Origin of the sequence: Rhodococcus sp. NPDC056506, from assembly GCF_042794945.1 — a bacterium.
GTDB lineage: Bacteria > Actinomycetota > Actinomycetes > Mycobacteriales > Mycobacteriaceae > Rhodococcus_F.
Genome location: NZ_JBHTSW010000007.1, coordinates 33,036 through 47,459, shown reverse-complemented (window position 1 = coordinate 47,459; position 14,424 = coordinate 33,036). Strand labels below are relative to the sequence as shown.

Annotated in this window: 14 protein-coding genes; 2 read left to right on the top strand and 12 right to left on the bottom strand. The window is 61.8% G+C overall.

The window, feature by feature from the left end; genetic code table 11:
- Position 1: 1 nt before the first annotated feature.
- The 5 genes from narJ to ACFQ6H_RS09035 form a co-directional block, all read right to left on the bottom strand.
- The gene (narJ, locus tag ACFQ6H_RS09055; protein WP_378645561.1) at positions 2–673 is read right to left on the bottom strand and encodes a nitrate reductase molybdenum cofactor assembly chaperone; all 672 of its coding nucleotides are present in this window, start codon (positions 671–673) and stop codon (positions 2–4) included.
- Positions 673–2,328 carry a nitrate reductase subunit beta gene (narH, locus tag ACFQ6H_RS09050; RefSeq protein ID WP_378645558.1) on the bottom strand — a complete coding sequence of 552 codons (1,656 nt, stop codon included), beginning with the start codon at positions 2,326–2,328 and terminating at the stop codon, positions 673–675. The genes narJ and narH overlap by 1 nt, the downstream gene beginning before the upstream one ends.
- Positions 2,328–6,005, bottom strand: a complete 3,678-nt coding sequence (locus tag ACFQ6H_RS09045; protein ID WP_378645556.1) for a nitrate reductase subunit alpha — start codon at positions 6,003–6,005, stop codon at positions 2,328–2,330. Before ACFQ6H_RS09045 ends, narH begins: the two co-directional genes overlap by 1 nt.
- Before the next feature lie 169 nt (positions 6,006–6,174).
- Complete coding sequence (locus ACFQ6H_RS09040; protein WP_378645553.1) at positions 6,175–6,786, bottom strand: uridine kinase; 612 nt, start codon at positions 6,784–6,786, stop codon at positions 6,175–6,177.
- Positions 6,783–7,217 (bottom strand): nucleotidyltransferase domain-containing protein, encoded by a 435-nt coding sequence (locus ACFQ6H_RS09035; protein ID WP_378645550.1) that lies wholly within the window; start codon positions 7,215–7,217, stop codon positions 6,783–6,785. The genes ACFQ6H_RS09040 and ACFQ6H_RS09035 overlap by 4 nt, the downstream gene beginning before the upstream one ends.
- Positions 7,218–7,336: 119 nt before the next feature.
- On the opposite strand from ACFQ6H_RS09035, the gene ACFQ6H_RS09030 reads away from it, so the two are divergent.
- Positions 7,337–7,822 (top strand): flavodoxin family protein, encoded by a 486-nt coding sequence (locus ACFQ6H_RS09030; RefSeq protein ID WP_378645547.1) that lies wholly within the window; start codon positions 7,337–7,339, stop codon positions 7,820–7,822.
- On the opposite strand, the gene ACFQ6H_RS09025 is transcribed toward ACFQ6H_RS09030, so the two are convergent.
- The 3 genes from ACFQ6H_RS09025 to ACFQ6H_RS09015 form a co-directional block, all read right to left on the bottom strand.
- Positions 7,795–8,040 (bottom strand): hypothetical protein, encoded by a 246-nt coding sequence (locus ACFQ6H_RS09025; RefSeq protein ID WP_317552662.1) that lies wholly within the window; start codon positions 8,038–8,040, stop codon positions 7,795–7,797. The two genes, ACFQ6H_RS09030 and ACFQ6H_RS09025, sit on opposite strands and share 28 nt — an antisense overlap.
- Positions 8,040–8,426 (bottom strand): nuclear transport factor 2 family protein, encoded by a 387-nt coding sequence (locus tag ACFQ6H_RS09020; protein ID WP_378645544.1) that lies wholly within the window; start codon positions 8,424–8,426, stop codon positions 8,040–8,042. The genes ACFQ6H_RS09025 and ACFQ6H_RS09020 overlap by 1 nt, the downstream gene beginning before the upstream one ends.
- Before the next feature lie 114 nt (positions 8,427–8,540).
- Complete coding sequence (locus ACFQ6H_RS09015; RefSeq protein ID WP_283305931.1) at positions 8,541–9,041, bottom strand: flavin reductase family protein; 501 nt, start codon at positions 9,039–9,041, stop codon at positions 8,541–8,543.
- Positions 9,042–9,266: 225 nt separating this feature from the next.
- Between ACFQ6H_RS09015 and ACFQ6H_RS09010 the strand changes: the two genes are divergently transcribed.
- On the top strand, positions 9,267–9,968 hold the full coding sequence (locus ACFQ6H_RS09010) for a PadR family transcriptional regulator (protein ID WP_378448547.1): 702 nt from the start codon (positions 9,267–9,269) through the stop codon (positions 9,966–9,968).
- A 1-nt stretch (position 9,969) separates the two neighbouring features.
- Here ACFQ6H_RS09010 and ACFQ6H_RS09005 read toward each other — a convergent pair whose 3' ends face one another.
- From ACFQ6H_RS09005 to ACFQ6H_RS08990, 4 genes are all read right to left on the bottom strand, one after another.
- A complete protein-coding gene (locus ACFQ6H_RS09005) occupies positions 9,970–10,752 on the bottom strand; it encodes an IclR family transcriptional regulator (RefSeq protein ID WP_020968790.1) in 783 nt (260 codons plus the stop codon).
- Between the two features lie 209 nt (positions 10,753–10,961).
- A complete protein-coding gene (bphC, locus tag ACFQ6H_RS09000) occupies positions 10,962–11,873 on the bottom strand; it encodes a biphenyl-2,3-diol 1,2-dioxygenase (RefSeq protein ID WP_378448546.1) in 912 nt (303 codons plus the stop codon).
- Between the two features lie 39 nt (positions 11,874–11,912).
- Complete coding sequence (locus ACFQ6H_RS08995) at positions 11,913–13,094, bottom strand: acyl-CoA dehydrogenase family protein (RefSeq protein ID WP_378645540.1); 1,182 nt, start codon at positions 13,092–13,094, stop codon at positions 11,913–11,915.
- A 51-nt stretch (positions 13,095–13,145) separates the two neighbouring features.
- Complete coding sequence (locus tag ACFQ6H_RS08990; protein WP_378645537.1) at positions 13,146–14,342, bottom strand: Rieske 2Fe-2S domain-containing protein; 1,197 nt, start codon at positions 14,340–14,342, stop codon at positions 13,146–13,148.
- Between the last annotated feature and the right edge of the window lie 82 nt (positions 14,343–14,424).

Here is a 14,424-nt window from a genome sequence, read left to right as displayed (position 1 = left end):
CTCACGTCACTCCTTCACGGCGGGGTGGGACGGTCAAGGTGAAAAGTTCGAGGCCGACCGCTTCGGCCGGCGGGCCTGACGCCGCGAGATGCTGGGCCCGAAGCACGTCCTGATCAGACACGGATGGCAGGGTTCCGCACACTGCCGCGAGAACCGAAGCATATGGTGAGTTCGAGTCGGTCAATGCAGACCAGATTGTTTCCAGGGGAACTCGATGCGCTGACAGCAGTTTCGATCCGGCTTCGGGATCGATTCGTGCGGCGAACTCGAGTACAACGGTCAGGTGGTCTGCCGATTCGCTCTTCGGCGGCTCGACTCCGGCCGCACGGTACGCGTCGGCGAATGACAAGATCTCGCGCCCTCGGTTCCGGGTATCGCCCGCAGTCCAGTACGTCAGGTAGAGAGTGCTGCGCCGACGGAGATCGAACGTCTCAACGTATTGTGTGGCCGCGACGTATTCGTCGCAGTCACGGAGAAAGCGACAGGTCTGGGCGAGTTGATCTCGAGAACTCGGCGGTAGATGGCCGAGGATGTCCTCGACGACGTCCAGTCGCTCGTTCTGTCCGGCGTCGGGGTAGGCCAACAACAGGCCGGCGGCATGCCACACCAGTCGGTGTTGCGCGACGGCGCCGCGGCGACCGCTTCCGCGATTGCTTCGGCCGAATCCGATCATCACCGCCCACCTCGATCGGGAAAGAGTCCGGTGGGTTTGCCCTTGCCGTCCCAGTTCAGGAGATTGACCCGGGACGGGTCAGCGGAGTTGGCGGACAATTCCTCCGTGGTCTGACGCTCCCGCAACGCGTGAAAAGTCTCGACTGCCACTGGGACCGGGCCACCGCTGGCCTCCCCGAACGGTCCGGATTCGTGCATACCCGGCCCGCCGTCGAAGTCCAGAGCGCACTCGGTTGCCGTCTCCTCGAGCTTGTGTCCGTCGGCCGCGTAGGCAGTGGGAATGATGTAGCGCTCCTCGTATTTGGCCAATGCCAGTAGCCGGTACATCTCGTAGATGCCTTCCTCCGTCATTCCCACGGCCTCGGGAATATGAGGCTGCGGTTCACGTCCGAGGTTGATGTCGCGCATGTACGAACGCATCGCGGCCAGTCGTCGCAGAACTCCGTCGACGATGCCGGTATCGCCGGCCGTGAACAGTCCGGCCAGGTATTCGATCGGAATCCGCAACGAGTCGAGAGCACCGAACAGGTTGCCGACGTCCTCACCGTCGTGACCGTCGCGGCTCACGGCATCGACCACGGGTGACAGGGGTGGGACGTACCAAACCATCGGCATGGTGCGAAACTCGGGATGCAGCGGTAGCGCGACACGATAGTCCTTGATCAGCGCGTGGATGGGCGATTTCTGCGCCGCCTCGATCCACTCGTCCGAGATTCCCTCTGCACGAGCGCCTTCGACGACGTCTGGATCGTTCGGATCCAGGAGGACATCGAGTTGAGCTTCGTACAGATCCTTCTCGTCGGGTACGGTCGCCGCCGCGAGCACCTTGTCGACGTCGTAGAAGATGAGGCCGATGTACCGCAGACGGCCGACGCAGGTCTCCGCGCACACGGTCGGCAATCCGACTTCGACGCGTGGGTAGCAGAACGTGCATTTTTCGGCTTTGCCAGTCTTGTGGTTGAAATAGACTTTCTTGTAAGGACATCCGGAGACACACATTCGCCAGCCTCGGCACTTGTCCTGATCGACGAGAACGATCCCGTCTTCGGTTCTCTTGTACATCGCCCCCGACGGGCAGGATGCGACACACGACGGATTCAGGCAATGCTCACAGATTCGCGGGAGATAGAACATGAAGGTGTCTTCGAGTTGGAGTTTGACCTCCTCGTTGATCTTCTTCAGCACGGGGTCGTTCGGCACGATTTCGGGCGACCCGGCCAGATCGTCGTCCCAGTTCGCCGACCACTCCACTTTCATCGGTTTGCCGCTGATCAGGCTTCGTGGTGCTGCCACCGGCATGTGATCACCCAAGGGCGCTTGCGTAAGATTTTCGTAGTCGTACGTCCAGGGCTCGTAATAGTCTTCGATGGACGGCATCTTCGGATTAGCAAAGATGCGTGAGAGCTTTTTCAATCGGCCGCCGTCGCGCAGTCGGAGTCGGCCGTTCTTGTCGCGGACCCAACCGCCGTTCCACTTTTCCTGATCCTCGTAGGTTCGCGGATAACCCTGTCCTGGTCGTGTTTCCACGTTGTTGAACCACACGTACTCTGTGCCGGATCGGTTGGTCCACGCCTGCTTACACGTCACCGAACAGGTGTGACAGCCAATGCACTTGTCCAGATTCATCACCATCGCCAGCTGCGCCATGACTCGCATCAGTACGTCACCTCCTGCGAGCGACGTCGCACGACCGTCACTTCGTCACGTTGATTTCCGGTCGGGCCCAGGTAGTTGAAAGCAAATGACGTCTGCGCGTAACCACCGGCGAGGTGGGAAGGTTTGATCAGCAGTCTGGTCAGCGAATTGTGGATTCCGCCGCGCTTTCCCGTTGTCTCGGTGAGCGGAACGTCGATAGTCCGTTCCTGAGCGTGATAGACGTACACCACCCCGTCCGGCATCCGGTGCGAGACGATCGCACGACACACGACCACGCCGTTGCGATTGACTGCTTCGACCCAGTCGTTGTCCGACACCGCGATTTTGGCAGCGTCACCTGGGCTCATCCACATGGTCGGGCCGCCACGCGAGAGCGAGAGCATGAACAGGTTGTCCTGATACTCGGAGTGGATCGACCACTTCGAGTGAGGGGTCAGATATCGGACGCTCAAACCGATTCCACCGTTCCGATCGCCGAGCGCAGGCTCGCCGAAGAGGCTTGCCATGTCGAGCGGTGGCCGATAGATCGGTAGCTGCTCACCCAACTCCTCGATCCAGTCGTGATCGAGGTAGAAGTGCATTCGACCGGTCAGGGTGTGGAAGGGTTTGAGTTCTTCGATGTTGACGGTGAAAGGCGCGTATCGGCGACCACCGGTTTCGCTCCCGGACCATTCCGGACTGGTGATGACCGGAACAGGGCGAGCTTGAGTGTCGGCGAACGTGATCCGGCGTTCTTCGCTACCGGCTGCCAGATGGGTCAGCGGTCGGCCGGTTCGCTTTTCCAGCTGGGCGAACCCTTCGACGGCCAATCTTCCGTTGGAGGTGCCGGACAACGCGAGAATTGTCTCGGCCATCTTCTCTGCGGTGTCGAGCGCCGGTCGACCGGCGGCAACTCCCGAATCGAAGACCCCATGTTTGGCGGCCAACTCTTCTACTTCACGTTTTGGATGCGTCGTGACGCCCTTGGTGGTGAGCCCGGCTTTTTCGACGAGTGGACCCAACGCGGCCCATTGTTCTGCGACGGCTGGGTAGTCTCGTTCGACCACCACGAGGGGGCCCATGGTCTTTCCCGGCACGGGTCTCTCGCCGCGAGCCCGCCAATCATGTTCTCTGCCTGCGCGGTAGGCCATTGCACCAGGTGTGTCGTGTTGAAGTGTTCCCATCACGACATCTCGACGCTTCCCGAGGTGCTTGCGCGCCAGGACACTGAATGTCTTGGCAATGGAGCCGAAAGCGTCGAAGTCGGAACGTGTTTCCCAAGGCGGGTCGATGGCGGGGGTGAAAGCATGAATGAAGGGGTGCATGTCCGTGCTCGACAGGTCGGCCTTCTCGTACCAGGTGGCGGCCGGCAGAACGACATCCGAAAGCAGCGTGGTGGACGTCATTCGGAAGTCGATCGACATGAGCAGATCGAGTTTGCCCTCGGGGATGTCGTCGCTCCACCTCACTTCACCGGGGCGCAATTCTTCCGGTGTCGGCTCCGCCTGCAGATTCGAGTCCGTACCGAGGAGGTGCCGAAGGAAGTATTCGTTACCCTTGCTCGACGAGCCCAGAAGGTTCGCTCGCCATACGCTCAGAACGCGGGGCCAGTTCTTGGGGTTGTCTGGATCGGTGACCGCGAAATTCAGTTCTCCCGAAGCTAATTGGCTTGTGACGTGTTCGACGACATCACGTTCGTGTGTGTCTGCTTCGTCGGCGAGATCGAGACTGGAGCGATCGAACTGAGGGTAGAACGGCGTCCATCCCATCGACACGGCCGAGGTCAGCACGTCCATGGTGTGGCGGTCGCGAAAGTTGCCGCGACCGGTGGGGCTGGACAAGGCGTCGGCTTGATAGCCGTCGTATCGCCATTGGTCGGTGTGGACGTACCAGTAGGAGGTGCCTGCCATCTGGCGAGGCGGTCTGAGCCAATCAGTGCCCATCGCGACCGTTGTCCAACCGGTGACGGGGCGGCACTTTTCCTGCCCGACGTAGTGCGCCCATCCACCGCCGTTTCGCCCCATCGATCCGGTGAGTATCAGCAAGCTGAGAACTGCTCGATACGTCGCGTCGCCGTGGAACCACTGACAGATCCCGGCACCCATGATGATCATCGAACGACCACCCGAGTCGACGGCGTTGGTGGCGAATTCACGCGCAATTCGAATCACCTGCGACGCACTGACACCGGTGATCGATTCCTGCCAAGCTGGGGTGTACGGAGCCCTCACGTCGGCGAAGCCGGTAGGCCAGCGGCCAGGAAGGCCGTCGCGTCGTACCCCATACTGCGCGAGCAAGAGATCGAAGACAGTGCACACCAGACGATCCCCGACGCGACGCACCGGGACACCCCGAGTCATGGCCTCACCGTGGCCATCTGGGGTATCGAAGCGAGGAAGATGGATTTCTGCGGTTTCGCCTCCATCGGATGCGACAGTCAGCGCCGGCTCGACGTCACCGAGATCGAGGTTCCACTTCCCGACACCTTCGTCGCCGTATCGAAAGCCGAGAGAGCCGTTGGGTACGACCACGGAGTCGGTGGCACTGTCGACGAGAACCGGCTTGAACGCAGCGTTCTCGCTCGATTCGCCAAGATCTGCGGCCGTCAGATTCTTTCCCGCGACCAGCCGCCCGTCGCGTTCCTCGATGGTGACGAGGAACGGCAGGTCGGTGAACTGTCGCACGTAGTCGACGAAGAACGGTTCGCTTTTCTCGACGAAGAAATCAGAGAGGATGACGTGTCCCATTGCCATTGCCATCGCGCCGTCGGTTCCGGCGGCGCATGGCATCCACTCGTCCGCGAACTTGGTGTTGTCCGCGTAGTCAGGGCTGATCGAGACGACTTTGGTTCCGCGGTAGCGAACTTCGGCCATCCAGTGAGCATCCGGTGTGCGTGTCACCGGCACGTTCGACCCCCACATCATCAGATAGGACGCGTCCCACCAGTCCCCGGACTCCGGCACGTCGGTCTGATCGCCGAAGACCTGGGGCGACGCGACCGGCAAGTCCGCGTACCAGTCGTAGAAGGACGTCATCACGCCACCGAGAAGTTCGATGAACCTCGATCCGGCAGCGAACGACACCATGGACATCGCCGGAATGGGGGAGAAGCCCGCAACGCGGTCGGGGCCGTATTCCTTGATGGTGTGCACGTGTGCAGCCGCGATCATTTCGGTGGCTTCCGCCCACGTCACCCGCACCAGACCACCTTTCCCCCTGGCCTGCTGGTACTTTCGGCGACGCTGGGGATCGGCTTGAATATCGGCCCACGCATCCACCGGATCGCCGAGTCGGGCTCGCGCTTCGCGGTACATCTCGACGAGCACGCCACGCGCGTACGGATACCGGACGCGGGTGGGGGAGTAGGTGTACCAGGAAAAGGCTGCTCCGCGTGGACAGCCGCGCGGTTCGTATTCGGGCCGGTCGGGCCCCACAGTCGGATAGTCGGTCTCCTGGGTCTCCCAGGTGATGATCCCGTCCTTGACGTAGATTTTCCACGAACATGATCCGGTGCAGTTGACTCCATGCGTCGACCGCACCACCTTGTCGTGGCTCCAACGATCCCGGTAGAAGATGTCGCCGTCGCGACCTCCTCGACGATTCACGGTTCTGAGGTCGGCGGAGAACTCGCCTGGAGTGAAGAAGCGGCCGCCGCGAAGCAGAGCGTCTTCGGCACTGCTGCCGATGTGTTCGACCACTGTGGCACTTCCTTCACATCCTCACGATCACCTTGGGCGATCGTGAATCTGACGAACGAGCATGCGTGTCCATAGAACCGCAAAATCGGACTTATCGCGACCGTTCGGGAGAATTCCCAGGCAGGGCAGAGGTGAAATACGAGTGTCGCTCGAGAACTGGAGTGCGATCCTAGGAGGGGATGCGCGGCAGGCGCGGGTCGGCGTTGTCGATGATGCAGTCGGCTCGGGTCCAGGGCTTCGCAGCGGCGAAGTAAAGTCGTTGGCCGCCGACATATCTGTTCATCGACGGATGTTCCGGATCTGCATTTGTTCCGTCGCGAAGGTTCATACGCTGCGCGGTGATCCCGAAGGGCACGTCGAGGAAGATCGAGTAGTCCCATCGGGAAGCAAGTTCGTCACGATGCAGGAACAGGCCTTCGACGAGGACGATCGCTCCATCGGCTGCAACGAGGTATGCGTCGCTGTCCCGTCGTTGTCGGTACTGGCGGCTCCCTCCCGGTGTCAGTGGGTCGAGAACATGCCGCTCGAGGGCGTCGTAGTCGTAGCTGTCGAGCCAGAACCCTTCCGGTGATTGTCGCCCTCGACGATGACGAATCTCCGACGGATTGAGGAAGTCGTCGACGTGAATCACGATGACGGGGCGTGCATTCAGCTGTGCCGCGAGGTTTTTCGCGAAGGTCGTCTTCCCGCTCCCGTCGACGCCGTCGATCGCGACGAGAGGCGAGCCGCGCAACGCGGATACTTCGGCGGCCAAGGTTTCGAAGACCGACGCAGTGCTCATCGATCAATTCCTACAGCACTCGCAGCGACACGAAGTGGCCCCGTGTCGTACAAAATTCGGTGACCGTCTTCGAGAACGCGCCTCGTGCCCCCGTCTAGCGGAACGTCCGCCCAGCTTTCGGTCGCGAAATTCAGTTCGACGAGAAGACCGGACCCCAGACGGAAGCGTCGCTCTCGGACCGGTCCCCAGTTCGCTGCTCGGATGAAACGCGCGTCGGGACGGATCTGCACGAACCAGTCTTCATCGGCCAGTGCCTCCGGGTTTTCGGCCAGGATCATCAGATCGAGATCACTCGCCATACACTCCGCACCGCGCGCGTACGACCCGACCAGCGCTACAGCTTTGACGCCGTCGTGCTCACCGGCCCATCGTTCGACGTCGACGAGCAACGAGTTGACTGCGCGTTTTCGCCCCTTCAATCGTGCTGACATGACGGGTATCTTTCCTCACCAAAGGGAAGTCGAGCGCAGTCCTGCCCATATCCTTGGTGGAGTTGCGTGACAAACCTATGGGAGAAGATGCACATGTCCACGACCAATGAAGGCAGTCGATGAAGACGATCATCGTGTGTACCTCTGTCTCCCACGGCAATACGCGGCGGATCGCCGACGTCATCGGCGAAGTTCTCGATGCTCGCGTGGTCGAACCCGGCGACATCGACGCCGCGGAGCTCGCCGACTACGACCTCGTGGGCTTCGGATCCGGGATCTACCTGCGTTCGTATCACGAAGACCTGCGTTCGTTCATCGAGTCGCTCCCCGAAGAACGCCGATCCAAGGCATTTGTCTTCGCCACCAGTGGTTTTCCCGACAAGGGGATTCACCGCTTCTCCCGCCCACTGGTTCAGCTCCTCGAACAGAAGGGCTTCGATGTGGTCGCAGCCTTCTCGTCGCGTGCGTGGGATACGTATCTGCCGTTCAAACTCGTCGGCGGCATCCGGAAGGGGCGGCCGAACGCCGACGACTTGGAATCGGCGCGCATGTTTGCCGAAGTGCTACGCGGAAGCGTTCAGGACAGCTTGCCCGGCACCGGGTAACTGCGAAGGCTCATCTCGAGCTCGCCGGCGTCGGCAAGGTCGTTGATCGTCTGACGCAGAGCGCCACACGTCCGCTGAGCGTTGGCACGGCTGTTCGCGCGCCCCAGCTCCGGGCACACTTCCTGCGACTCTTCGAGCCATTGAACGCTGGTGTGCGCGTCGCTGTACTTCTCGACCAGGACACGATTTCCGCAGTTGCGGCAACTGACCTGCCGCATCAGCGTGCAATCAGATCGGCCGGTGACCAGAAGGCGCGCATGCTCGTGATCTTCGCGTCCGCATCGAAAGTCATGACGTCGATGGGTTCGACCTCGTAGACCTGATCGCCCACCGGCGTGACGACGCGGAAGTGGAAGGCCGCGCTGGATCCGCTCACCCGCAGGGTAAGCAGTTCCGTCTCTTGCGAACCGCCCTCGAGAGCGCCGTAGAACTCGGTGATCGCAGCCTTGCCGACGCGGGGTTCGCTGCCGACCGGGTCTTCGAGCGTTGCGTTCTCGGCGTAGAGGGCGGCGATGTCCGCTGACGATCCGCGAGCCACGGCGTCGAGGTAGGTGGTTACCGTCGCCGTGATCGCGGCCGTGGTGTTTGGTTCGAGAGTGGTCATCGAGTTAGTCCGATCAGTCGAGAAGTTCAGGGTCTGACAACTACTTCGGACGCTATCGGTGCTGTCTCGATTCGGCGCCGCAATCTCCCACGCAGCGGGACGGGCACAAGAAACTCAGGCGTCGAAGCGTCCGAATCCACCGCGATAGAACAGAAGCGGACCGTCATGGCGCAGCACGTTCAGATCGGTGATGCGTGCGACGACGATGGTGTGATCACCGGCGTCGTGCTCTTGCTCGACGGTTGCCTCGATGCGGGCCAGCGCGCCGCTGAGCGCCGGAGCACCGTTGCCGGCGGCATCCCACTCGATGCCGAGGAACTTGTCGGTTCCGCCGCGCGCGAAGGCGGAACACATGTCCTGCTGATCGTGGGCGAGAACGTTGATGCAGAGAGTTCCGGATTCACGAAGCTTCGGCCAACTCGTCGACGTCTTCGCCGGGCAGAACGAGAGCAGCGGGGGATCGAGCGATACCGAGACCAGGGACTGGCAGGTGAAGCCCAGTGGCGAATCTCCGTCGTGAGCGGTGATGACGGTGACGCCGGTGCAGAAATTGCTCATCACGTTACGAAGTGTGCGCCCGTCCAGAACTGGCGGCTCGGCGTTTTCCACGGACATGTCGTCTCCTTGTTCGAACTCTGCAAACAACTTCAGAAGCAACGATGTGTGGCGTCGCGGCGGTAATCCAGCGGCAGTCCCACTCAATGGCAGTAATGCCGTCTCTGCCCGGATCCGGACCCCCGAGTGCCAGGTCAAGCGGTCTCACACAAATTTGATCCCGCTCAGCGGTCCGTTCGGATTCTACGAAACCAGCAAATCACCAGTGATTGTTAGACTTCGGGCATGTCCGAACCTGATGACGTGTCCCGAGGACTTCCCGCTACCAGCTGGGCAGTGCTCGGAATGCTCACGTTCGGGGAGGAACTGACCGGAAACGATCTGAAGAAATGGGCTGACTGGAGCGTCGGCTTCTTCTATTGGAGCCCGTCCATCAGCCAGGTCTACGCAGAGCTGAAGAAGCTCGAAAGCATCGGGTTCGTGGAGTCCCGGGTCGTCTCCGAGCCGGGTGTACGTGGCAAGCGCCTCTACTCGATCACCCAATCAGGAACCGACGCCGTCCGGACGTGGTCACGCGAAGCTCCAGTGGAGGTTCCGGTGCTCAAGCACGGCGTGATGCTGCGTCTGTGGATGGGGCATCTCAACGAGCCCGAGCGACTGAAGGCGCTGGTGGAAGCCCACATCGCCAACGTCGAAGAGCAGATTCGACGCGCGAAGCTCCACGCAGATCATGCCGAGAACGAGCCGGCCTGGTCGTTCCCGGTCATGACGTTGCGCTGGTCGGAGCGTTACTTCCGAGCAGAGATCGAACTTGCTCGCGAACTTCTCGAAGACATCGATCGTGCGTCCGCCGAGTACGCGAACGTCGCCGAGCACGATCGACTGGGATCGCCGTTGCCCTCGACGCCTGGCAGATGGAAGAACGTCGAGGAGTACGTGTTGGCGCTCGAGCAGGCCGGGCTCACCGGTAACGGCTCGACTATCTGAGTCAGGCCCCGGCTGCGGTCGGCATGTTGCGCAGCAGGTGACGACGCTGCAATGTCGGGGTGACGCTCAGCGATCCGCCGTCGATGCCTCGCCAGATGGCAGCGGCCGCCATCCGCACCGGTGCTGCGCTGACGTGGTCGAGGCGGAGAGCCTTCGACGGCGCGCAGATGGATACCGCGGCAACAGCGCGGCCGATGGGGCCGATCGGTGCCGCAAGACAGCTGAATCCCGGTAAGCCGTTTCCGGTTTCGAATGCAACCCCGGATTCGCGAATCCGGGCGAGGTGGGGGAGCGCGTAACCCGAGGACTTCGGCGAACCGAATGCGAGCAGCGCCTGACCGATCGCAGTGGTCTCGGCCCGGCGTCGACCACCCACACGCGTCGGCACCGCGGCTGCGAGGCGTCCGCCGATCTTCTCCATGTAGACCACATCGGGGCCGTCGAGGATGCCGAGGTGAACCACAAAGCCGGTGACGCGGTAGAGCTCGTGGAGAAGCGGCATGGCTGCAGCGTGGAGGCGGTCCTGATGAACCGCGAGCGATCCCAATTCGACGAGGCGCATACCGAGTTCGTAGTCGCGGCCGTCGCGACGCAGCCAACGCATCGAGACGAGACGTTCGAGCATGCGATGGGCAGACGAGCGGGGAAGGCCCGTGCTCCGAACGACTTGAGCGAGCGTCAACCTGCCGGGACCGTCGAAGGCGTCGAGAACCAGCGAGACGCGATCGAGAATTGCCGTCGGGGCCGAATCGGCGCCCAAAGCATCTACAGCCTGCAGTGTCATCGTGTACCTCACTTCTCTTAGAGCTCCACAACCAGTGAACTGGCTATTTCAATTAGAAATAGTGTCATAGACTTGCGAATTTGTGAAGTGGATCACCGGTCTGTTTTCGGGCGCGCCACCGGAGAAACGACGAAGGGGGCTTGCGCGAATGCTCGCGCAGGCCCCCTTCGTTCAACTACTGGCAGGTACTAGATCGCTGCCGGCAGGTACTACATCGCTGCCAGCGGCTCGCTGCCCGACCAGTCGTGGCCCCAGTAGCTGTCTGCTGTGATCTCCTCGGAGGAGTACGAGTCCTGATCCACCTTCGAGCCCTCGGTGCCGAACTCGATGTCCCAGCCGCCGGGTGCGCGGACGTAGAAGGAGATCATCTTGTCGTTGGTGTGACGACCCAGGGTCGACGACACGGAGAACCCGTCCTTCATCACTCGGTCGAGTGCCTGGCCGACGGCGTCGAGGGTGTCCACCTCGACCATGATGTGAATCAGGCCGGGTGCGCCGCCGTGCGGTGCCGGGCACAGGGCCAAGCTGTGGTGACGCTCGTTGACGCCCATGAAACGGATTCGCAGCGGCCCGAATTCGGGCGGAGCCGGCAGACGGAACGCGCCGCGTGGGTAGAAGCCGAGCACCTCGGTGTAGAAGTCGAAGCTCGCCGCGCTGTCCATCACCGGAAGCACGACGTGGCCGAGACCCTGTGAGCCGGTGACGAATCGAGCGCCGAAGGGCGTCACCACCGGGCTGTGGTCGAGGATCGCTCCGTGGAAGACCTCGATGGCTGCTCCGCCGGGATCGGTGAAGGCGATGACCTCTTCGACCCGTCGAGCGTCCGCCTCGGCGAGCGAAAGCTGCTCCACCTCGGTGCCGTTCTTCTCGAGCGCTTCCTGAACGCGGCGCAGTGCGGCGTGATCGGCGACCTCCCAACCGATGTTGACGATCTCGTCGCGCTCACCCTCGACGACGACGATGCGCGCAGCGCGCTCGTCGAGCCGCAGGTACAGAGCGTTCTCGTCCGGCCCACTGCCCTTGGCGAAGCCGAGAACGTCGAAAGCGAAAGTGCGCCAACGTGCCATGTCGTTGGTCGAGATCTTGACGTAGCCAAGTCCCTTGATGTCAGTGTGTGTCATCGTGTCTGGTTCCTGTCGATTTCTTGTGTCGAAGTCTGATCAGATCATCGCCCGCAGCGGACCCTGCGGGTCGGCGCCGAGGCGGCTCAGTGAGGCGGCGTGGAATACGGTGCCCGGTACGTGAATTGCGTGATGCTGCCCAGCGTGAGCGTCGCGCCAGAATCGCTGGAGCGGCTTGTCCATCCGCAGTGCGTTGCCGCCGCAGCGTGGGTAGACCTGATCGATTGCGTTGATCGCGCGCCAGGCGGCCTGCACCTGAGTCTGACGTCCCTCGGCGCGCTGCTCGAAGGTCACTTCCTTGCCGGCGTCCACTCGATCCCACATGCGGTCGACGTTGGCAAGGAGGGTGTCGCGCGCGGCCCGGATGTCGGCCGTTGCCTGACCGATTGCGAACAAGGTGTACGGGTCGTCCTTGACGGCCGTGCCCTGTGCGTTGATGCGATCGGCCTGGTACTCGTTGGCGTGGAAGAGCATTCCCTCGCAGATGCCGATCGTGGCGGCGGTGATACCGAGGGGGAACATGTTCGACCACGGCATCAGGTACAGCGTCTCGGTTCGTCCGTACTTGCGCACTGCCGTGCCGTCGATGACCTCGTCGCAGTCCATGACGCGGTAATCGGGGACGTAGGCATCCTTGACCACGAGGTCTTTGGAGCCGGTGCCGCGAAGTCCCATGACATCCCACGAATCTTCGATGATTTCGTAGTCGGTGCGCGGAATGATGACATGGAGCATGCGCGGCGGCATCTCCATGTTGCCGTCCTTGTCACAGGCCATCGCGCCGAGGAATGCCCAGTCGCAATGGTCTGTGCCGGAGGAGAACTGCCAGCGACCGGAGAACTTGTAGCCACCGTCGGTCGGGATACACATTCCGCCGGGCATGTACGGCGAGGCCATCCAGGTATCGGGATCCGATCCCCAGATCTCCTGCTGCACCTTCGGATCCGCGAACGCGAGCTGCCACGGGTGAACTCCGACGATCCCGTGCACCCAGCCGGCCGAGGGATTCAGCGAAGCCATGCGCATGACGGTCTCGGCGAATTCGCGAGGATGCGCCTCCATGCCGCCGTGTTCCTTGGGTTGCAGCATGCGGATGGAACGGATTGCCTTCATCTTCTTGGCGGTGTCGTCGGCCACCCGGCCGATCCGCTCGGCCTCGATGCCTTCGGCGAAGATGTCGTCGGCCATCGCGTTGATCTGTTCGAGCACTTCGTACGTCATGTTGTTCCTTGCGTCCAGTCCGGTTGTTTCAGCTGTGTTTTCGACTGCGGATCAGGAGGTTGTCTCGAGCGCCCCGGCGTCGCGTGCGGCAACGTTTTCGGCGACTTCCCGCTTCCAACTCTCCACGGCGCGGGTGGTGTCGATCTCGAATTCGAAGCGCTTCGTCATGTCTTCCGTGACGTTTTCGACGTCGGTATAGAACTGGTTGTACCAGCGCCGCAACTGGTAAACCGGGCCGTCCTCCTCCGAGAGCAGCGGGTTGTCGATCGGGGCCTTGTTCTTCCAGATCTCCACGTCCTGAAGGAATCCCATCTCGACACCCTCGGTGAACTGCGCGGCCATCGCTGCAGTGGACTCGTCGTCCATACCGGGAAGCTTCTTGACCATCGCGCCGTACTGCAACACGAAGGCATTGTTCGAGATGGGGTAGTGGCAGTTGATCAATACGGTCTCGATGATCTGCCCGTTGGCTTCGCTCTTGATCCAGTCGATCATGTACGACGGACCGAAATACGAAGCATCCGAACGAAGAACAGCGTTGGGATCGCCGTAGTTGGTACCGCTGATGACGTCCTCACGTCCCACCGATTCCATGTACTGGCTCGCGACGTGACCTTCAAAGATGTTCTTGAAGTACTTGGGGAACGAGTAGTGAACGTAGAAGAAGTGGGCCATGTCCACGACGTTGTCCACGATCTCGCGGCAATGCGAGCCTTCGATGGTGAGCGTGTTCCAGCTCCAGTCGCTCCACTCATCGCTTCCGAAGCCCTCGATGTCGGGAATTGTGACCTCGGCGGGCGGGGGATTTCCCTGGGGATCGTGCCAGACGAACAGCTGGCCGTTCTTCTCGAGTGTGGTCCAAGCCCGGGTCTTGGCCAGCGGCGGAACCCGTCGTGCGTAAGGAATCGCCGTACATTTTCCGTTACCGCCCCAACGCCAGTCGTGGAACGGGCAGGCGATCGAATCGCCCTTGACCGTGCCCTGCGCCAGGTTGCCACCCATGTGGCGGCAGTAGGCGTCGAGGATCTTGATGTCGCCCTTACTGTCTGCGAAGACGACAAGGCTGGTGCCGAATGCGTCGATCTGGTGGGGTTGACCGTCGCGGTAGGTCTTGCTGAGTCCGAGGCAGTGCCATCCACGCGCGAACCGCGCGGGAGGCGCTGCCGCTTCGATTTCTCGAATTTCCTCGCCGGCGCCCGACTGCGTCGGGGCGTCCGTAGTGGTGAGTGGGCCGGTTCCGAGTGCCATGTCTTCCTCCGAGCCGCGTCTTGCGACGCTCCAGTGATGTGATCCGCCTCATACAACGACGAAGCGCCCGCTGGAGATACGG